A 20236-nucleotide genomic window follows, 5' to 3' on the forward strand; every position below is an offset into this window, starting at 1 on the left:
GCCTGTCCTGTTCCGCTTCGGATCAGGGGCGAACCGCGGTCCGCATCTTGTCGAGCGCCGCCTGATCGATGGCGAAGCCGGAAGAGACCTTGATGGCACCGGAGATGATGCCGACCTTCGCTTCGTCGAGCTTCTGCTTCAGCGCCGGCGGGGCGAGCGTCGCCATGTTGCCGGTTTCGGCCAGTCCGACAGCCTCCTCCTTGAGGCCGATGGCCTCGACGGTGCCGATGGGCAGCTTGCCCTCCAGGAACAGATCATAGGTGCGGGCGAGCGTGACATCGACCTTCTTCAGCATCGACGTGGCGACCTTGGCGGCCATCGCCGGATCGCTGTCCTTGAAGATCAGCTCCTGGTCGGAGTTCACGCCGAGCGCCCATTTGTCCGCCTCCTTGGCCGCCGCCAACTGGCCGACGCCCGTCAGGCCGGCGACGTTGAAGCCGATGGCCGTGCCCGCGCGGTACTGGGCGAGCGCCAGCTCCTTGCCCTTGGCCGCGTCGTTGAAGGTGCCGGCATAGGAGATCGCGATCTTGATGTCCGGCGTGACCGACTGCGCCCCTTCGACGTAGCCGACGAGAAAGTCGTTGATGATCGGAATGTCCATGCCGCCGAGAAAGCCGAGGGATGTCCCCTGGGAGCCTGGAACGACGCCGTCCTTCAGCAGGCTCGCCGCAAAGATACCCGCGAGGTAGGAGCCTTCGTTCTGCTTGTAGACGACCGAATACACATTGCCGTAGTCGCCCTTGTCGTAGGGCATCACGCCGTCGATCAGGACATAGGTCTTGTCCGGATATTCCGGCGCGACTTCCGCCATGATGTCGGAGATTTCGAACGTGCAGGCGATGATCAGATCGTAGTCCTGCTCGGAGACGTCCTGGAAGGTCGGCAGCCATTTGGTCTGGTCGGTGCCCATCTCGATCACCTTGGTCTCGACCTGGTCGCCGTATTTCTGCTTCACCAGATCCATGCCCTTGGCACCGAGATCGAAATAGGACTTGTCGCCCAGATTGCCGTTGACGAGGAAGACGATCTTTTTGGCATCGGCGCCCTGGGCGCCCGTGGCGGCCACGGCGAGCACGGAGGTCGAAGCCGCAAGCATCATGGCGCGGAGGGCGCTGCGGCGGGTCATGGCGGTGATCATCATTATGGTTCCCCTTTTTTTTAAGTCTTGAGTAGTAATCGGGTCGCCGTCAGGCCGAGGAAATCGGACTGACCGCGCCCGCGGCATTCTCGGCAAGCCAGGCGCCGCGCCGGGCAAAAAGGCCGGGCACGACCGCCTGCACATCGGCGATCAGGTCGCCGATGTTGGCCGTCTTCAGATGTCCGTCCTCGACCAGCGTGCGGCCGTCGACCATCGTGAGATCGACGTCGCCGCCGCGCACGGCATGGACGAGATTGTGGTGCAGGTTTCCGCCCTTGCCGCCGAACAGCGGCGTCATGCGCGGCGTATCGGTGCGGACGGCGATGATGTCGGCCCTCTTGCCGGTTTCGAGCGAACCGATCTCGTGCTCCTTGCCGATGGCGCGCGCCCCCTCGATGGTCGCCATGCGCATCACGTCCCAGGCGTCGAGAGCGGCGGCATCGTGCGTGGCGAACTTGCTCAGCAGCGAAGCGAACTTCATTTCCTCGAACATGTCGAGGTTGTTGTTCTCCTTCTCGCCGTCCGTGCCGATGCCGACGGCGACGCCCGCCGCCCGCAGCTTGCCGATCGGGGCATAACCGCTGGCGAGCTTCATGTTGCTGGCGGGATTGTGGGCGACCGCCACTCCGCGCCGGGCCATCACTTCGATCTCGCTGTCGTCGAGCCAGACGCAGTGGGCAAGCAGCGTCTTGCCGGCATCGAGAAGGCCGAGCTTCTCCAGCGCCTGGATCGACCGGGTGCCGTAGCGGCGGTGCATCTCCCTGAGCTCGACGTCGGCCTCGTTGCTGTGGGTGTGGAAGCCAGTGCGGAACTTCCTGGCGAGCTCGATGGCGCGGCGATGGCCGTCCTCGGTCGAATAGAAGGCATGTTCGAGCCCCACCCAGACCTCGACGCGGCCATCGGCCTTGCCGTGCCAGGTTTCGAGCAGGCGCTCGGTGTCGTCGAGGCGGTCGAAGTAGTCGTAGTCCGGATGCTCTCCGACATAGGGCACCATGACGGTGCGGTTGCCGATGGCGCTGGCGGCACGGGCGGCGCCTTCCATGTGACGCCACATGTCCACGACCGTCGTCGTCCCCGACAGCACGGCTTCCGCGTAGCAGAGCCAGGAGGCCGCCTCGGCCTCGCGCGGCCGCAGTACCCGATGCATCGGATCGATGTACATGCGAAGCCAGTCCCACACCGGAAGGCCTTCGGCCGTTCCGCGCAGCAGGCCGGAATGAAGATGGGCGTTGACGAGGCCCGGCATCAGCAGGCGGTCGCGCAACAGGCGAACGGGGCTGTCCGGAAAGCTTGCCCGGAGCTCCGCCAGCGCGCCGACCGATACGATACGGGCACCGTCGATGGCGACCGCGCCGTTTTCGACGACCCGGTTTTCCGGATCCATGGTGATGACGTGGTCGGCTGCGAGAATTCGAACGGTCATGGACTCCGGCTCGGCTTGCGCATGCGTCCACGCGCCGGAAGGCTTGCGGCTCCCGATCGGGCTATCAGCTTGCGCGGAATGGTTGATTTCGGGGCGGCTCGCCATCCGCCGGTTGACATTTCAAAGCTTATGAAGGCGGATGAACGTACACAAGAAAAGTTTATCGCACGGCCCGTGCTCAAAGTGAGAGCAGTCGACATCGATGCCCATTTTTACGACGGCGACCCGTTGTCTTGTGGAGGTGATCGAGGCCGGGTCGATCCGGCGCGCGGCGGAAATCCTCAACATGGCGCCGTCTGCGATCAACCGGCACATCCTGAACCTCGAAACCGAATACAAGATGATCTTCCTCGAACGCCTGCCGCGCGGCGTGCGTGCGACGCCGGCCGGCAGGCTCATGGCCGAGCAGATCCGCCGCTGGCATGCGGACATGGAAGGGGTGACTAACGAGCTGGCGAAGCTGCGTGGCAAGGAGAGCCAGCGCATCACGATCGGCATGATGGAGTGTTTCGCCGGCGGCTTCTTCACCGAAATCCTCGCTACGGTGCGCCAGAGCTATCCGGAAGTGTCGGCCGTCGTCCGCGTCGGCGGGACGCGCGAGCTGGTCAGCCTGCTGGAGGACGGCGAGATCGACCTGGTCGTCGCCTTCAACATGCCGCCGAGCTCCAACTACTGGGCGGTGGAGACCATGCCCATCAACATGGCGGTGGCGGTGGCGGCCGGTCATCCCTTCGCGTCGCGCCGCTCGATTTCCCCGAGCGAATGCGAGAGCGAGCCGCTGCTTCTGGTCGACGGCAGCCTGAGCCTGCGGCCGCTGATCGACACCATCTTCGCAAGCGGCTCGCCATGGACGACCGCGCCGCTGACCTCGAATTCGATCCTCATGATCAAGAGCGCCGTACGCGCCGGAGCCGGCATCAGCATCCTGACGCGGTTCGACGTGCGCGACGAACTGGCGAGCGGTCAGATCGTGCTGGTCCCGCTGGACGCGCCGAACACGCGGGAAACCCTGTCGATCTGCGTGCGCGACCAGTCGACGGTGCCGGCCCTCAGCACCGCCTTCACCCAGGCGATCATCGCGGCGGTCCGCCGCGAGCTGTCCCGTTGACCTCGAGCAGGTCAGCGATTTCGTTCTTTACTTGACGCCGAGCTCGCGCAGCCGCTCCTCGAGATAGGACCCTGCCGTATAGCGCTCGGAAAGAACGACGTCCGAACGCGGCTGGAGGAATACGGGCAGGGACACGCGCGATCGACGGGCGCTTTCACCGACCGGATTGGCGACACGATGCGTCGTCGACTTGTAGTAGCCGCCGGTCGCCTCCTGCAGCATGTCGCCGATATTGATGACCAGCGAGCCGTGGTCGGACGGCACGTAGCCCCACTCGCCGTTCTCCGTCAGGAGCTGCAGGCCGCGTTCGTTCGATGCGGGCAGCACTGTCAACAGGTTGATGTCTTCATGGGCGGCGGCGCGCAGTGCGCCGTCCTCCTCGTTTCCCGTAAGCGGCGGGTAGTGGAGGATCCTCAGCAGCGTCTGCGGGCTGTCCTTGATCATATCGGGCAATGGCATCGAAAGCCTTGCCCGGATGTCGGACGGCGTATGCATCTCCACCCAGGAGAGAAGCTCGGCTGCGAGCGCGCTGGCTGCTGCGTAGTAGCGTTTTGCGGCATCGGAGACCTCGGCGGGATAGCGGCCCGCCGGGAAACAGTGGAAGAATTCCTTGGTATCCTTCTTGGTGCTGCCCTTGGCCGTCTCGGACACCGCGGTCGAGAAGAAGCCATCCTGCTTCTCCTTGTCGTAGGCATAGGCGTGCTTGGCATCGCTTTTGAAGAAATCCAGCCATTCCCCATGGATGGTCTCGATGAGCTCCTGCGGGATCGGGTGGTCCCTGAGGACGCCAAAACCGGTCCTGCGCAGCGATTCCGCGAAGAGCCGCGGCGCTTCGGGATCCTTGTAGGAAACGGCGGCTACTCCAGTGTCCACTTCGTCCCGCGGCGAGGTGCTGGTCATGATCATCTTCCCCTTAAAACCTGTTCGCAGGGAAGCTATGAAACGCGACCAGCCACAAGGCACCAATTCGCATACGGCCTGTCCACGAAAACGGGGCATTCGACATGGCGCTCTGCCATGTCGTCGGAGAGGTTCTTCCCGCATCGCCACTCGGGTTCGCTGATCACGCGGTGACCGCCCGGTTGCGGGCGACGATTTCGTCGTGGCCGAGCTTGCCGCCGGCTGCCATGAATTCTCTGATCAGAGCGTCACGATTGCCGGGAGCGCGAGACCGGTCGGCCGACTGCAGCGCCGATTTCAGGTCGTTCGTTGTCATCTCCGTGCAATAGACCGGGATACCGGGCTGCCGACGCATCCCGATCTTCATCGAAATGTCCTCCCGTCAGACCGGAGCGCGAGCGGCGGCGATCACGAGCCACCTCCAGTGCTTGCGCCGGACAGATCGTCCGTCCAGCGCCGGAACAGCGCGCTGGCGTTCACGCCGCCGAAGCCGAAGCCGTTGGCGATCGCGTATTCCATCGCCATAGGCCGGGCCTCGTTTGCAACGAAGTCGATTCCGTCGCCGGCCGGATCGGGCATGCTCAGATTGAGGGTCGGCGGCGCCACCTGATCCCTCAGCGCCAGGATCGCGAAGATGGCGCCGAGCCCGCCGGCGGCCCCGAGCAGGTGCCCGGTCGCCGATTTCGTTGCGCTGACGGCAATCGCGAAATCGCGGCCGAACACGCTCTTTATCGCCTCGATCTCGCCCATGTCGCCGACCGGCGTGGAGGTCGCATGCGCATTAAGATGACGGACCTCGCGCGGCGAAATCCCCGCCTGGGCGATCGCAATCTCCATGGCCCGGCGCGCCCCGTCGCCGTCCTCCGGGCCTGAGGTGACGTGGTGAGCATCCGCGGTCGTGCCGTAGCCGACGAGCTCGGCGAGCGGTTTTGCGCCGCGCGCCAGCGCGTGGCTCAGTTCCTCGATGACCAGGATGCCGGCGCCTTCGCCCATGACGAAGCCGTCCCGCGACCTGTCGAAAGGCCGGGAGGCCTGGGCCGGCGCCCAATTGAAACCGGTCGAAAGAGAGCGCGCCGCGGCAAACCCACCAAGGCTGACGAGATTCATGCAGGCTTCCGTGCCGCCGCACAGGGCGATGTCGGCCTCACCTGCGCGGATCAGCCGTGCCGCGTCGCCGATCGCCTGGATGCCGGCCGCGCATGCGGTCACCGGCGCGCCGAGCGGCCCCTTGAAGCCGTGGCGGATCGAGACATGCCCGGCGGCGAGGTTCACCAGGAAAGAGGGTATCGTGAACGGCGACAGGCGGCGCGCACCGCGTGAGTCCACCGTGCGCACCGCCTCGGTGATGGCCGGGAAACCGCCGATGCCGGACGCGATGATCGTGGCCGTGCGCAGGCGCTCGGTTTCGGAGCCGGGTTTCCAGTCCGCCTGCGCCAGCGCCTCGTCCGCCGCCGCCAGCGCGAAGAGAATGAAGCGGTCGACCTTGCGCTGATCCTTCGGCGCAAAGACAGCATTCGGATCGAAGCCGGCTTCGGGGTCTTCTTCCAAAGAGGGAACCACACCGCCGACCTTCGCGGGCAGGTCTCCCACGACATCGTCCGGAAGCCTGCGAACGCCCGAGCGGCCGGCCAGCAGGCGCGACCAGGACGTTTCGACGCCCGCGGCGAGCGGCGTGACCGCTCCGAGACCAGTGACAACAATTCGTCGCATCATCTTCCTGTCGATCTGCCGAACCGCTTGGGCTGGCACAGTGCAAGCACGTTCGCATGCCCGGCTGCCGGAGGCCGCCGCAACGGCACTCGGTTTGAACTTCGATGGCGAGCTTACTCGGTCTGGCCGGTGCGCATCCATCCTGCAAGGCCCGGCATCGTTCCCGCCACGCGGGACTTAAGCCGCCATTATTCTTCTCATCGTGGCCCTTTGCATCGATCGCGGCGTCACGCGGTTTGAAAAGGCTGCCATCTTGTTCGACAGGCCCGCGACCACCATGGCCTTTCCTTGCAAGAGCGCCCGCATGCCGCTCGCGGCAACCGGGCGTGGCTTCATGGTGAGGAGGCGCAACAAGGCCGAGTCAGTGGCGCCAGCCGCCGCATCGAACCCGGTCGCAGTGTGCCCCGGGCAGAGGCTGGTCACGACCACGCCGTGGGGGCGGAGCTCGTCATGCAGGGCCTCGCCAAGCGCGAGCACATAAGCCTTGGTCGCCGCATAGGCCGCGTAGCTGGGAACGGCCTGGAAGGCCAGAAGGCTGGCGACGAGAAGGACGTGTCCGGATCCCCGCGTGGCCATATCGCGGCCGAAGAGATAGGTCAGCTCGGTGAGCGTTGTGATGTTAAGCTGGATCATATCCGTGGTGCGCTCGATCGGGGTTTCCAGAAAATCGCCGTGCAGGCCGTATCCGGCATTATTCACCAGGATGTCGACCGCTATCGCCTTCGCGTCGAGACTGCTCTTCAGGCGACTGGCCGCGCCGGGCGAGGCCAGATCGACCGCTTCGACCAGCACGTCCACCCCGTATTTGCGGCGAAGATCGGAGGCGAGCTTTTCCATCGGCTCCTGCCGTCGGGCCACCAATACGAGATCGATCTTCTGCGCCGCCAGGATATCTGCGAATTCAAGACCGAGGCCACTCGATGCCCCTGTGACCAGAGCCCGTTTTCCGGCAAGGCTGCTGCTTGTTGTTTCTTTCGACATCGTTCTCTCCGTCATCCATTCGATCAGCGCAGGGAGCTCGCCACATCCCGCCAATCTGTGCTCTCAAACCAGCATCGACTGCTGGGCGAAGATACCCGCCATCGCGCCTTGCCATGATGCCGTGGTGACCGAGGGAATGAGGGGGTTGGTGAGGTCGCCGGCGGCGTAGATGCCCGGCATGCTGGTTTCGCGGCGCTCGTCAACCTTGAGGACGATGCCGAGGGGCGTATTGACCGTGGTGAGGCCCAGTGATTCATGCAGGCTTGCGGACGGCTTGTTGCGCGGATGCGCGAACAGGATGTCGACCGCGACATCGGGGCCGCTATCGAGCTTGACGGTGGCGCCATGCCCCCCGTGATGGGCGATCTCGGTGATCCGGCCATCGACGACAGGTGTGTTGCGACGCTCCAGATCGGACCGGATATCGGGCGGAATGTCGTGACCATCGGCGAAGACCGTCAACCTGTCGGTCCAATCGTGGAACAGCCTGACCTGATTGTGCGACTGCGGGCCGGACCAGACGAGGCCCCAATGCTGGCCGGCGACTTCAAAGCCGTCGCAATAGGGACAGGACACGATGGACGTGCCCCAGCCTTCGGCAAAGCCCGGCACATCAGGCACCTGGTCGGTTATGCCATAGCTCAGGATCAGGCGGCGCGCCCCAAGGCTTTCGCCATCGCCGGTGAGGACGGAGAAATCGTCGATGGCGCCGGAGACGCTATCGGCCCGGGCATTGACGAGCCGGATCGTGGGATAGCGCGCTAACTGCCGCCGCGCCTCGGCCAGGATGTCCAGCGGTGGCTTGTGATCGTGGCCAAGCAGACCATGCGAATGGCCGGCGAAGCGGTTGCGCGGCAGGCCGGTATCGAGAACGGTAACCTTGCGGCGGGCACGGCCGAGCTGCAGGGCAGCGGCGAGGCCGGCAAAGCTGCCGCCGATGATGATGACGTCATCCATGGTGATAAGCTCCGTGCTGTGGATGGAGGGGGTTGGCCTGGGCCTGGCACGCAACGGCTTCGCGGGCCGCCTCCAAGAACTGCTTCGACAACTGCTCGTCGTTGACGGCGCGCGAGAGGACGATTGCGCCGACCATTGTCGAAAGAATCGCCATGGCCTTGCCGCCGGGCTCCTTGCCCTCCGCTTCGTCAACCCCAGAGCCGAGCATATCGAGGTATTCCCTGATCCCGGCTTCGAATGACGCCTTTACGTCGGCGCCCTGTCTGGCTGCATCCGAACCGAGTGCCGCGACCGGGCAGCCGTCCATCCGCTCTTCGCGATGTTCCGTGCTGAGGTAGAGAGCGATTGCCGCGCTAAGGGGATCGTCGGGATTTTCCGCGGCTGCGGCTGAAAAGCGGCTGAAGGCGCGCTCCATCGCGCGCCTGGACGCCTGAGCGGCCAGGTCGTCCTTCGATGCGAACTGCTTGTAAAAGGCGCCCTGGGTGAGTCCGGCGCCCTTCATCAGGTCCTTGAGGCCGATGCCGTCGAAGCCGTGCTCCCGAAAAAGACGGCTTGCCACGTTGATCACGGTCTCGCGGTTTTCCGCGGCCTGCATGCGACTCACGCGCATCGTCGATCTCCTTCTTTTTAGATTGCGCCCGTAATCTATATCAGCTATAGAGTGCGAACGCAATCTAATTTTAGGACCAGGCGATGGGCAGGAAAAAGAGGAATCTCGTGGTGCTGGCCGGCGTCCTGGTCGCAGCGTCGGGCGCGGCGGCATTTGCCACACTTGCCATCCCCACGCAGGAAGCCTCTGCCGTGAGCGACCCCAGGCAGGAAACGCCGGTCGTCAGATTGGTGACGGCGGCACCTGTGACCGCATCAGAGCGCAGCTTTACCGGCACTATCGGAGCGAGGGTTGAGAGCAATCTCGGTTTCCGTGTTCCGGGCAAGATCGTGGAACGGCTCGTCGACATTGGCCAGGAGGTCAAAGCCGGCCAGCCGCTGGTGCGGATCGACGATGCCGACCTTCACCTCGCACTGGCAGCGAAGCGCAACGCCATTGCCGCGGCGCGCGCCATAGTCGTTCAGACGGAACCGGATGAACGGCGATATGCCAGTCTGCTCAAGGACGGATGGGTTCCCCGACAGCGCTACGAGCAGGCGAAGGCCGCGCTGGATACGGCCAGGGCGCAACTCGCTGCTGCCGAAGCCGAAGCACGGGTTGCCGAGAATGAAGCGACCTATACGGTCCTGGTGGCGGATGCGGATGGAACCGTGGTCGAAACGTTTGGCGAGCCGGGACAGGTGGTCTCCGCCGGCCAAACCGTGGTTCGGCTCGCCCAGGCCGGCCCTCGTGAAGCAGTGGTCGCACTGCCCGAAACGATCCGTCCGGCGATCGGCTCGGCAGCCGAGGCCAGCCTCTACGGGAGCGATGGACGTCGCCACACGGCGCATCTGCGGCAGCTGTCGGATTCCGCGGATGCCCAGACCCGCACCTATGAAGCCCGCTACGTGCTCGACGGCGAGGCTGCAGGGGCGCCGCTCGGCGCAACGGTAACGATCCGCCTTCCAAGCCAGGCAGGTCAGCCGGAGGTCCAGGTGCCGCTGGGGGCCGTCCTCGATGACGGTGAGAGAACCGGCGTCTGGATTCTGGACAGCGCCACTTCAACGGTCAAATTCCAGCCGGTCAAGCTCGTGCGAATGACCAACGAAACCGCCGTGATCTCCGGACTGAACTCCGGCGATCAGGTTGTCGCGCTCGGCGCGCATCTCCTGCAGGAGGGCGCCCGCGTCAGGACTGGGCCCGGAAGCGCGAGCAACTGACGATGAACCTCAATCTTTCCGCGATCGCCGTTCGCGAACGGGCCGTCACCCTGTTCTTCATCCTCCTGCTGGTTGCTGCCGGCGCTTACGCTTTCGTCATGCTCGGTCGGGCGGAGGACCCGAACTTCACCATCAAGACCCTGACGGTCACGAGCGTCTGGCCGGGCGCCACGGCGCGCGAGATGCAGGATCTCGTCGCCGAACCGCTGGAGAAACGGCTCCAGGAGCTGACCTGGTACGACCGCGTGGAGACGACCACGCGGCCTGGCTACGCATATATGACGGTCACGCTGAAGGACAGCACACCGCCATCCGTCGTGCAGGAGGAATTCTACCAGGCCCGCAAGAAACTCGGGGACGAGGCCCGCAACCTGCCGGCCGGCGTCCACGGTCCTTTCGTCAACGACGAATATTCGGATGTGAGCTTCGCGCTTTATGCGCTGAAGGCCAAGGGCATGCCGATGCGTGAGCTGGCGAGGCAGGCCGAAGTGATCCGCCAGGACCTGCTGCACGTGCCCGGCGTCAAGAAAATCAACATCCTCGGGGAACGCCCGGAACAGATATTCGTCGAATTCTCCTACGCCAAGCTGGCGACCCTCGGCGTGTCGGCACAGGACATCGTCGCCGCCTTGCAGCGGCAGAACGCCGTCACGCCCGCAGGCTCGATCGACACGCGGGGGCCGCGCGTCTTCATCCGGGTCGACGGCGCCTATGACAGCGTTCAGGCGATTGCCGATACCCCGATCGTCGCTGCGGGACGGACGCTGAAGCTCTCCGACATCGCCGAAATCCGCCGCGGCTATGAGGATCCTCCCACCTATCTCATCCGGCGCCAGGGCGAGCCCACCATCATGCTCGCGGCGGTCATGCAGGAGGGCTGGGATGGCCTCGCGCTCGGCAAGGCCTTGGAGGACAGGACGGCGGCCATCGCACGGACACTGCCGCTCGGGATGACGCTCGACAAGGTGACCGACCAGGCCGTCAACATCACCTCGGCGGTCGACGAATTCATGATGAAGTTCGCGATGGCGCTCGGCGTTGTCCTGCTGATCGCCCTGATCAGCATGGGCTGGCGCGTCGGCATCGTCGTGGCGGCCGCCGTCCCGCTGACGCTCGCCGTCGTCTTCCTCATTATGCTGGAGACCGGCCGGTTCTTCGACCGCATCACGCTCGGCGCCCTGATCCTGGCGCTCGGCCTTCTCGTCGACGATGCCATCATCGCCATCGAGGTGATGGTGGTGAAGATGGAAGAAGGCATGGACCGCATCAAGGCGGCCGCCCATGCGTGGAGCCACACCGCCGCGCCGATGCTGTCGGGAACGCTGGTGACGATCGCCGGCTTCCTGCCGGTGGGCTTCGCCCGCTCGACCGCCGGCGAATACGCCGGCAACATCTTCTGGGTCGTGGGGTTCGCCCTCATCGTCTCCTGGATCGTCGCGGTGATCTTCACGCCCTATCTCGGCGTGAAGATGCTGCCCGCGATCAAGCCGGTCGCAGGCGGCACCCACGCGATCTACGACACGCCGAACTACCGGCGCCTGCGGCGGCTCATCGCCCTTGCCGTGCGCTACAAGTTCGCGACCTGCGCCACAGTCGGCATCGCCTTCGCGCTGTCCGTCGTCGGCATGGGTGCCGTCAAAGAGCAGTTCTTCCCGACATCCGACCGTCCGGAGGTGCTGGTGGAGGTCCGCCTGCCGGAAGGCTCCAGCATCGAGACGACGACAGCTACGGTCGAGAAACTCGAACATTGGCTGGAAGACCAGCCCGAGGCCAGGATCGTCACGAGCTATGTCGGTCAGGGCGCGCCCCGCTTCTTCTTCGCGATGGCGCCGGAGCTGCCCGATCCCGCCTTCGCCAAGATCGTCACGCTGACCGCTGACGCCGAGGCGCGCGAGGTGTTGAAGCACCGGCTCCGGCAGGCGGTGGCACAGGGGCTCGCACCGGAAGCCTATGTCCGCGTCACGCAGCTCGTGTTCGGCCCCTACACGCCGTTCCCGGTCGAGTTCAGGGTGATGGGGCCTGATCCCGTGCAACTCTACCGTATTTCCGAGAAGGCCCTCGACATCATGCGGGGCGTCCGGGACGTGCGGCAGGCCAATCGCGACTGGGGCAGTCGCACGCCGGTGCTCCGCTTCGTCCCGGATCAGGATCGGCTGAACCTCATCGGCCTTTCGCCGGCGGAGGTGGGCCAGCAGCTCCAGTTCCTCCTCACCGGCATCCCGGTTACGCAGGTCCGCGAGGACATCCGCAACGTCCCCATCGTGGCACGTAGCGGCGGCGGCGAACGGCTGGATCCCGCGCGCCTGGCCGATTTCTCGCTGATGAGCCGCGACGGCCGACCGATTCCGCTCGACCAGATCGGCCATTCGGAAATCCGTCTGGAAGAGCCGATCCTGAAGCGCCGCGATCGCACGCCCGTCATCACGATCCGCTCGGACATCAACGAGGCGACCCAGCCTCCTGAGGTCTCCAAGCAGATCATGAAGGCCCTTCAGCCGCTGATCGCATCTCTCCCGGCCGGCTATCGCATCGAATTGGGCGGATCGATCGAGGAGGCTGGCAAGGCCAACGCAGCCCTGGGCAAGGTCTTCCCGCTGATGATCGCCATCACGCTGATCGTCATCATGCTGCAGGTGCGATCGTTCTCGATGATGGCCATGGTGCTGCTGACGGCACCGCTCGGGCTTGTCGGCGCGGTGCCGACACTGCTCGCCTTCAACCAGCCCTTCGGTTTCAACGCCATCCTGGGGCTGATCGGGTTGGCCGGCATCCTGATGCGCAACACGCTGATCCTGACCGAGCAGATCAAGGAGAACCGCGCGGCCGGTCTCGACGATTATCACGCCGTCGTCGAAGCCACTGTCCAGCGCACACGGCCCGTCATCCTGACGGCACTCGCCGCCGTGCTGGCCTTCATCCCGCTCACGCACTCCGTCTTCTGGGGATCGATGGCCTATACTCTGATCGGCGGCACCGCGGTCGGCACGGTGCTGATCCTGCTCTTCCTGCCCGCGCTCTACGCCGCGTGGTTCCGCATCAAGCCGACTGCCGACGAGGTCCCCGAGGACACGGCGGAGGAACCGGAATTGCGCACGGCAATGGCTGCGGAGTAGACCTCTGCCTGGGTCGATGCCGGACATATCGGCGAGCGCCTCGCGCGGACATCGTCGAAGCGCGGCTATTGATCGGCAATCCACAACCGAATATATGCTCGTAAAGGGAATTGTGACCAAGTTCGTGTATTCGCGGGCTTGCAGTCTCTCTCGGGGTTGTAGTTGGGACGATGAAGTCACCGGACAACGCAGTCAGCATCGGTGAGCGCGTGCGCAAGGCGGGCCTGCGCCCGACACGCCAGCGCGTGGCGCTGGCCGACCTGCTGTTCGCCAAGGGCGACCGTCATCTCTCCGCCGAATTGCTGCACGAGGAGGCGCTTGCCGCCGGCGTGCCGGTGTCGCTGGCGACCGTCTACAACACGCTGCACCAGTTCACGGAAGCCGGCCTGCTGCGCATCCTCGCCGTCGAAGGCTCCAAGACCTATTTCGACACCAACACGTCCGACCACCATCATTTCTTCATCGAGGGCGAGAACACCGTCTTCGACATCATGTCCGGCCCGATCAAGGTCAGCGACCTGCCCGCGCCGCCGGAAGGGATGGAGATCGTCAACGTCGACGTGGTCGTGCGGCTGCGCCGCAAGGCCGGCGCCTGACACCACATCCGATCTTGCCGAACTGGCTGGGGGCGACGCTGCGCCTCGAATGGCTGCGTATTGCGCCGACCCGTCGGTGACGGCGCCCGCTCAAGCGCCGGCTGGGCGCGCGGCCCGCTGCGGTCAATCCTTGATCGTCTCGCCGGGATAGGCGCCCCACACAAGCGTCTGGCTGATCCAGCCGGTATGGCCGGAAAAAATCATCTGGCACCACTCGCCGTTGCATTCCTTGATGGTGCCGACCACCCCCGGCTCGATGACGGCGACCTTGCGTGCCTCGCGGCGCGGCTCCGCCACCAGGTCGATCGTGGCATCCTTGCCGCGCTGCCACGGAGCGGCGATCGCCGTGCGCTTGCCGGACAGCAGCGACTGGTTGATCCAGCCCTCCGCCCCGTCGGCATCGCGCACGCGCCGCCAGTTGTCGTATTCCTGGATGATCTCCATCGGCAGTCCGGGCTTCAGATAGAGCCAGTCGACCGGATAGTTCACGCCGGGTCCGATGCGCGAATTGACCTTGCCGGACTTCAGGCTGACGAAGCGCGGCAGCGGCAGGCCGCTCGGGCCGACCGAGGCGCTCGGGCCGGCGGCGCCTTGCGCGGCGGCATGGCGATCGCCGACCGGGAACAGCGCCAGGCCGAGCAGCGCGCCCAGGACAACCGTGCGAATCGACACCAGACCAGACACCTTCGTTCCTCTGCGCATGAGCCGGCATCCCCCGCGGGACGCCCCTTTTTCTTTGTCATAGGCCCGGCCGCTTGTTACACAGGCGGTCACGCCGGGGTCGGGTGCAAGTTTCGCGCGCCTTGGTTAAAGAGGTCTCAACAGGATCCGGATTCGAGGAAACTCATGGCGGGCAAGAAGAAGCCTCTCGTCGTCATCACCCGCAAGCTTCCGGACCAGGTCGAGACCCGCATGCGGGAACTGTTCGACGCGCGGCTGAACCTCGACGACCGCCCGCTCAGCCAGCCCGAGCTTGTCGCCGCCATGAAGGAGGCGGACGTGCTGGTGCCGACCGTCACCGACCGGATCGACGCCGCGCTCATCGAGCAGGCCGGTGCGAATCTCAGGCTCATCGCCAATTTCGGCAACGGCGTCGACAAGATCGACGTCGAGGCGGCCGCCCGCAAGGGCATCACCGTCACCAACACGCCGGGCGTGCTCACCGAGGATACGGCCGACATGACCATGGCGCTCATGCTGGCCGTGCCGCGCCGGCTGACCGAGGGCGCCAACATCCTGGAGCACCCGTCGAAATGGGCCGGCTGGTCGCCGACGTGGATGCTCGGCCGACGCTTCACCGGCAAGCGGCTCGGCATCATCGGCATGGGCCGCATCGGCACCGCGGTGGCGCGGCGCGCAAAAGCCTTCGGCCTGTCGATCCACTACCACAACCGGCACCGCGTGCTGCAGAGCGTCGAGGACGAGCTGGAGGCTACCTATTGGGAAAGCCTCGACCAGATGCTGGCGCGCATGGACATCATCTCCATCAACTGCCCGTCGACGCCCGCCACCTTCCATCTGCTGTCGGCGCGCCGCCTCGCTTTGCTCCAGCCGACCGCCTACATCGTCAACACGGCGCGCGGCGACCTGATCGACGAGGAGACGCTGGTCAGGATGCTGCAGGAAGGCAAGATCGCCGGCGCCGGCCTCGACGTGTTCGAGCACGAGCCGGCGGTCAATCCGAAGCTGGTCAAGCTCGCCGCCAGGGGCAAGGTCGTCATCCTGCCGCATATGGGCTCGGCGACGATCGAAGGCCGCATCGACATGGGCGAGAAGGTGATCATCAACATCCGCACCTTCTTCGACGGCCACCGCCCGCCGGACCGCGTGCTGCCGAACCGGACTTGAGAATGTCCGATCTTTGGGCACAGACGGTGAAGGAGATTCGTTCGATCCTGGAGGAAAGCACCGACGATCCTGTTTCATCGTCGACGGCCGCGAATGCTTGGGACCTTGTGACCCAGATCCGCTCAGATCACATGCCTCCAACCGAAGTCGGTCGAGGTTATCGGCCGACCATTTGCATGAGCTGGAACGAGGTTTCTCCCAAAGGTTTTCAGATTGAGGTCCATGAAGACAAGTATGAATTCTACCGATTCTTCGAAGGCCGTACAGAAATAGCGGAACTGCATCACAGAGCGGGCGACGACTTCCCTCCGGAAACCTTGGAAAAACTACACATCATATCCATGATAGTTTAATCTATTTTCTCGACCTCCGTCCCGGCGGTCATGCCCACTATCCCGCGGCCCGGCGCAAGGACACGAACTCGTCATATTTGTCGCGACACAGTCTCGGCTATAAGCAGGCTGGAGCCGGAAAAACCAAGGCCGGACGATCGCAGGACGATTGAATGCCGAGAGTTCTGGTGGAAAGAATTTCAAACGCACGGACCGGCCTGCGGCGCGTCGCGATGATGGCGGTCCTGCTTCCGGCCTTCCTTGTTCCCACAGCGGCGACCAGCGCGGCGAACTGCAGGTCGATGCCGGGGCCGGGCGTCGACTGGAGCCAATGCGGCAAGAGCAACCTGCTGCTGCCGGACAGCCAGCTGGACGGCGCCAATCTCACCGATGCCGACCTCAACGCCACCGACCTGCGCAATTCCAGCCTGATCGGCACCAATCTGGAGAAGGCGGCGCTGATCCGTTCCTCGCTGGCCGGCTCCAAGGCCGAGAAGGCGAATTTTGCCCGCGTCGAAGGCTACCGGACCATTTTCGCGGGGATGTCGGCCCATGGCGCCTCCTTCGCCAGCGCCGAGCTGCAGCGCGCCGACTTCAGCGGCGCCGATCTCTCCGGCGCGGATTTCCAGAAGGCGGAATTGGGTCGCGCGAATTTCACCGGCGCGACCATCACCGGCACCCGCTTCACCATGGCCAATCTGGCGCGGGTGCAGCTCGCCGGCGTCAAGTTCGAAGGCCCCCTCGATTTCTCCGGAGCTTTCCTGTTCCTGACCCGCATCGAAGGGCTCGACCTCAGCGCCGCCACCGGCTTGAAGCAGTGGCAGATCGACGACGCCTGCGGCGACCAGGCGACCAAGCTGCCGGCCGGGCTGACCGCGCCCGCCGACTGGCCCTGCAAGCACGACTGAGCCTCGAAGGCGCTACGACGTCGCCCGTCCGATCAGGTGGCGACGCGCCTTTTCGAGGAAGGTTACCCAGAACACGGTCGAAACGATCGCCGCAACATAGAGATAGGCGGTATCGATCGGGTCGGCGGTGTTCCTGACCTGTGCCGCCGCCAGGTGGTATTTTCCAATGAACTCCATTCCGATGACCAGCGCGCACAACACCGCCACCCCAAGCGCAGCCCGCATGCCGAGCCTGGCTTTGGCGGTGAACCTTTCCACGAGCACGAACGTGATCACGCAGGCGGCAACGCCGTAGCATAGCCTGAGCCAGTTCCGATCGAAGAAGGCCGTCAGCTTCTGCCAAAGGAAATCGGTGCAGGTGGCCACGAGTACGCCGCCTTCGCACTTGTTCGACGTGCCGATTATGGCAAGCGCATCGATCAGCAGCAGAAAGAGGCCGAGAACGACGAGGACAAGGATCGCAGCCCTGAGATAGCTTCTTCCAGCAACGACATCGGCCTGCCTGCCATCCCTGTCCCTGTACCAGTCGTCATCTTCCAGCCGGAATTTCCTGTACATGAAGAAGACGAATATCCCCAAGCCAACCCATATGTATCCGGCCACGACATTGAACAGGTTGCCGCCGATCGCCTCGATCCTGGGCCAGGTCCTGGCCCAATCCGGCCTCAGCTGAACGATCGAACCGTTCAGGAAAGACATCGAGACATAGAGAAAGGCGACTGCGCCAAGGCTGAAGAAGAAGGCAAAGAGGATTGCATCCGCCTGGAACTGCAGCCGGCTCGCGTTGCGGATGTCCGCTATCTGCTCCTGGGACAGGTTCAGGCGCAGGGCGTCGAGAACCGTGGACATCTGAACTCTCTTGGCCCGGTTCACGACCGCGCAGCTTATGAAGCTGTAGACGTCGTCATAGTTCTTGTCGATCAACGGCTTCAGCTTTTCGGCGGCCTGTTCCAGCGACTTGTAGTCGGTGATCGCGCTCACGCCGAGCTGCATGCTTATACTGTCGTGCTCGTCCAGAATCCGGTCCCAGATCGTCTTGTATTTTTCGAAGAACGATCGACCGATCTTCGGTGATCTGTTGGCATCCCGCAGGACTTTTCGTGCCGATCGGACGATGAAGCTCGTCTTTATCCAGTTCTCCAGCTCGCTGGGCAGATCCCCCGACTCGAACTGCGCCTCCAACTCGGCAAAGCGGAACAGGTCCTTCCTGCCCTCGGGGGAGAGGGCCTGCAGATTTTGCGACGCCGCCGCCAGTTCGCTCTTCGTGTCCTCGACGGAGCGGATGATCATCGCCCTGTTGTGCATCATGCCGCGCAGCCACAGCTCCACCTGGGAAAACCACGGCAGGTTCGGCAGCAGGCCGACCATCAGCAGCGCGCTCGTGGTCGGCCAGGCGATCAGTGTGACCTTGTCCACACGCTCGATGCCGAGCCCGCGCCCGAACAGGGTTATGGCGACAAACATGAAAAGCAGAATCGCCAGATAGATTATCAGGGACTCGGTAAAGGCCCGATGTACGGTCAAGTCCTTCATATAGATCTGAGAAATAATCCGATCCTTGTTCGCCGATTTCAGGCTGGGGATCTCCTCATAGAATTTGTTCCACCCATAAAGTACGACGACAAGCAGGCCGAAACCCCAGCTGAAGATCACTTCCGGCGCAAGCAACTGGCCGACGTCAGATGGCGACCCAGGCGGCGACATATCGGCACCTCACTTGCATTCGCCATTGACGCAATTTTGCGCAAGCGCGGCATGGGGAGTTTGCACCACGGCAAGAAATCCGAAGAAGACGACGAGCGCCACTGCGCGGGATAAATCTCTCATGATATTGAGCCCCAGCCATATTCGTTTTACACAAAATACCAAACATCAATCATTAAGACAAGAAATCTTGATAAGATATCTTCAATGTTCTTCTTCGTGAACCCGGATCATCTTTCATCACCCAGGCATGCGCCGACGAGGCGGCAGCGCCCGGTCGAGCCGACGGCGCATGCCGACAAGCAATGGAAGGTTCTTTTCGGAACGCGCCGCATCACACTCCTGCCGGTTCCTGTCAGCGGATCGCGCGATCCGCCGCCGGCGCATCTTCCGCAGACGTGCCTTCCATGGCTTATGGGCGGAGATTCGCGCCGCATCCGATCGTTCCCGCGGCAATGGATTGGGGGAGGCCGCAGCGATGGCGGACAATTCGGCACAGGCGGCGCCGGCGCTGAAGGAGATCTTCAACCGGGCGCGGCTCCGCCACATCGCGACCCAGGCCGCGGCGGTCTCGCCGGGTTTCGACGTCGAGCGGTTCATGCGGCTCGCCACCGACGATCTCGGCGCCCTCGGCATCATGCAGCGTATGCGGCAAACGGCCGTGAGCCTGCACGCCACCCTGCCGGCGGATTTCCCGCAGGCGGCCGAAATCCTCTGCGCGCTCGCGCCGCGCATCGAGCACAATTTCGCGTCGATCGCACTTTGCGAGCATGTGGCGCTTTACGGACAGGGCCATTTCGCCGTGTCGATGGACGCCTTGAAGTTCCTCACCCGGTTCGGCTCCGCGGAATTCGCCATTCGCCCTTTTCTCGCCCGCGATTTCGACGGGACGCTTGCCGTCATGCGCGGCTGGGCCGAGGACGGAGACGAGCATGTGCGCCGGCTCGCCAGCGAAGGCTCGCGGCCGCGCCTGCCGTGGTCGTCCAACCTGAAAAACCTGATGGCCGATCCGTCGCCGACGGCGCCGATCCTCGAGACGCTGAAGCGCGATGCCAGCCTCTATGTGCGGAAATCGGTCGCCAACCACCTCAACGACATCAGCAAGGACAATCCCGACTGGGCTCTCGACCGGGTTTCGGGATGGGATCTGAGCGACCGGAACACCGCGTGGATCGTGAAGCATGCGCTCCGGAGCCTGATCAAGAGGGGCGAGCCGCGGGCGCTCGGGTTGGTCGGCGCGACCGGCAAGCCGGAACTGCGCGTCGAGGCATTTTCGGTCGAGCCCGCCAATGTGGCGCTCGGCGACCGGATCACGATCTCCGCGGCCATCGCTTCCACCGGGCTTGGGTCGCAGCATCTGGTGGCCGACTATGCCATCCACTACGTGAAGAAGAACGGCACCGCGTCGCGCAAGGTGTTCAAGCTCAGGGAGCTGACGCTGCAACCCGCCGGCAGGACGACGCTGGCGATCAGCCAGACCATCCGCGACTTCACCACCCGCAAGCACCATGCCGGGCGCCACCGCGTCGAGCTGATCGTCAATGGCGAGACCTTGGCCGAGGACGCCTTCGATCTCGGCATCTAGACTCTTTCATGATTTGACGGAAGCGTAGCCTGCGTTTGCGAAGTAGTTGTCGCATTCGCCGGGGTCGATGGTGGCGACGAGGTGGCCGATATGTCGCCATGTGTCCTCGATCGATCGTTTCTGG

Annotated in this window: 18 protein-coding genes and 1 pseudogene; 8 read left to right on the top strand and 11 right to left on the bottom strand. The window is 64.2% G+C overall.

Annotated features, from left to right (window positions below; all coding sequences use genetic code 11):
* Nucleotides 1-22: 22 nt before the first annotated feature.
* Together C7I84_RS25405 and C7I84_RS25410 are read right to left on the bottom strand one after the other, a co-directional pair.
* Nucleotides 23-1135, bottom strand: coding sequence for a BMP family ABC transporter substrate-binding protein (locus C7I84_RS25405; protein ID WP_425351400.1), 1113 nt, complete (start codon nt 1133-1135; stop codon nt 23-25).
* A 52-nt stretch (nt 1136-1187) separates the two neighbouring features.
* Entirely contained in the window at nt 1188-2561 is a 1374-nt protein-coding gene (locus C7I84_RS25410) for an amidohydrolase family protein (RefSeq protein WP_106775018.1), read from the bottom strand.
* A 202-nt stretch (nt 2562-2763) separates the two neighbouring features.
* Here C7I84_RS25410 and C7I84_RS25415 point away from each other — a divergent pair, with 202 nt between their 5' ends.
* On the top strand, nt 2764-3669 hold the full coding sequence (locus C7I84_RS25415) for a LysR family transcriptional regulator (RefSeq protein WP_106775019.1): 906 nt from the start codon (nt 2764-2766) through the stop codon (nt 3667-3669).
* A gap of 27 nt (nt 3670-3696) precedes the next feature.
* Here C7I84_RS25415 and C7I84_RS25420 read toward each other — a convergent pair whose 3' ends face one another.
* From C7I84_RS25420 to C7I84_RS25445, 6 genes are all read right to left on the bottom strand, one after another.
* Nucleotides 3697-4569, bottom strand: coding sequence for a 2OG-Fe(II) oxygenase family protein (locus C7I84_RS25420; RefSeq protein WP_106775020.1), 873 nt, complete (start codon nt 4567-4569; stop codon nt 3697-3699).
* Nucleotides 4570-4732: 163 nt separating this feature from the next.
* Nucleotides 4733-4936 carry a hypothetical protein gene (locus C7I84_RS25425; RefSeq protein WP_106775021.1) on the bottom strand — a complete coding sequence of 68 codons (204 nt, stop codon included), beginning with the start codon at nt 4934-4936 and terminating at the stop codon, nt 4733-4735.
* A gap of 41 nt (nt 4937-4977) precedes the next feature.
* Nucleotides 4978-6279, bottom strand: a complete 1302-nt coding sequence (gene fabF, locus C7I84_RS25430; RefSeq protein ID WP_106775022.1) for a beta-ketoacyl-ACP synthase II — start codon at nt 6277-6279, stop codon at nt 4978-4980.
* 177 nt (nt 6280-6456) lie between these two features.
* Nucleotides 6457-7260 (bottom strand): SDR family NAD(P)-dependent oxidoreductase, encoded by an 804-nt coding sequence (locus C7I84_RS25435; protein ID WP_165816213.1) that lies wholly within the window; start codon nt 7258-7260, stop codon nt 6457-6459.
* 63 nt (nt 7261-7323) lie between these two features.
* The gene (locus C7I84_RS25440; protein ID WP_106775023.1) at nt 7324-8217 is read right to left on the bottom strand and encodes an NAD(P)/FAD-dependent oxidoreductase; all 894 of its coding nucleotides are present in this window, start codon (nt 8215-8217) and stop codon (nt 7324-7326) included.
* Entirely contained in the window at nt 8210-8827 is a 618-nt protein-coding gene (locus C7I84_RS25445; protein ID WP_106775024.1) for a TetR/AcrR family transcriptional regulator, read from the bottom strand. Before C7I84_RS25445 ends, C7I84_RS25440 begins: the two co-directional genes overlap by 8 nt.
* Nucleotides 8828-8910: 83 nt before the next feature.
* Between C7I84_RS25445 and C7I84_RS25450 the strand changes: the two genes are divergently transcribed.
* From C7I84_RS25450 to irrA, 3 genes are all read left to right on the top strand, one after another.
* On the top strand, nt 8911-10026 hold the full coding sequence (locus C7I84_RS25450) for an efflux RND transporter periplasmic adaptor subunit (protein ID WP_106775025.1): 1116 nt from the start codon (nt 8911-8913) through the stop codon (nt 10024-10026).
* Nucleotides 10027-10028: 2 nt separating this feature from the next.
* Nucleotides 10029-13139 carry an efflux RND transporter permease subunit gene (locus tag C7I84_RS25455; protein WP_106775026.1) on the top strand — a complete coding sequence of 1037 codons (3111 nt, stop codon included), beginning with the start codon at nt 10029-10031 and terminating at the stop codon, nt 13137-13139.
* Nucleotides 13140-13309: 170 nt separating this feature from the next.
* A complete protein-coding gene (irrA, locus tag C7I84_RS25460) occupies nt 13310-13735 on the top strand; it encodes an iron response transcriptional regulator IrrA (protein ID WP_106775027.1) in 426 nt (141 codons plus the stop codon).
* Between the two features lie 123 nt (nt 13736-13858).
* On the opposite strand, the gene C7I84_RS25465 is transcribed toward irrA, so the two are convergent.
* Nucleotides 13859-14419, bottom strand: a complete 561-nt coding sequence (locus tag C7I84_RS25465; RefSeq protein WP_165816215.1) for an SH3 domain-containing protein — start codon at nt 14417-14419, stop codon at nt 13859-13861.
* A gap of 162 nt (nt 14420-14581) precedes the next feature.
* Between C7I84_RS25465 and C7I84_RS25470 the strand changes: the two genes are divergently transcribed.
* From C7I84_RS25470 to C7I84_RS25480, 3 genes are all read left to right on the top strand, one after another.
* On the top strand, nt 14582-15583 hold the full coding sequence (locus C7I84_RS25470) for a 2-hydroxyacid dehydrogenase (RefSeq protein WP_106775029.1): 1002 nt from the start codon (nt 14582-14584) through the stop codon (nt 15581-15583).
* A 2-nt stretch (nt 15584-15585) separates the two neighbouring features.
* Nucleotides 15586-15936, top strand: a complete 351-nt coding sequence (locus tag C7I84_RS25475; RefSeq protein ID WP_106775030.1) for a hypothetical protein — start codon at nt 15586-15588, stop codon at nt 15934-15936.
* A 167-nt stretch (nt 15937-16103) separates the two neighbouring features.
* A complete protein-coding gene (locus C7I84_RS25480; RefSeq protein ID WP_425351399.1) occupies nt 16104-16823 on the top strand; it encodes a pentapeptide repeat-containing protein in 720 nt (239 codons plus the stop codon).
* Nucleotides 16824-16835: 12 nt separating this feature from the next.
* Here the strand turns inward: C7I84_RS25480 and C7I84_RS25485 are convergent, their stop codons facing one another.
* Nucleotides 16836-18527: a hypothetical protein gene (locus tag C7I84_RS25485; protein WP_106775032.1), complete on the bottom strand. Its 1692-nt coding sequence runs from the start codon at nt 18525-18527 to the stop codon at nt 16836-16838.
* A 478-nt stretch (nt 18528-19005) separates the two neighbouring features.
* Between C7I84_RS25485 and C7I84_RS25490 the strand changes: the two genes are divergently transcribed.
* On the top strand, nt 19006-20112 hold the full coding sequence (locus C7I84_RS25490; protein ID WP_106775033.1) for a DNA alkylation repair protein: 1107 nt from the start codon (nt 19006-19008) through the stop codon (nt 20110-20112).
* A gap of 6 nt (nt 20113-20118) precedes the next feature.
* Here the strand turns inward: C7I84_RS25490 and C7I84_RS30435 are convergent.
* Nucleotides 20119-20236 (bottom strand): annotated as a pseudogene (locus tag C7I84_RS30435) (IS630 family transposase); the annotation flags it as partial.

The sequence above is a fragment of the Kumtagia ephedrae genome (assembly GCF_003012745.1).
Classification (GTDB): Bacteria; Pseudomonadota; Alphaproteobacteria; order Rhizobiales; family Rhizobiaceae; genus Kumtagia; species Kumtagia ephedrae.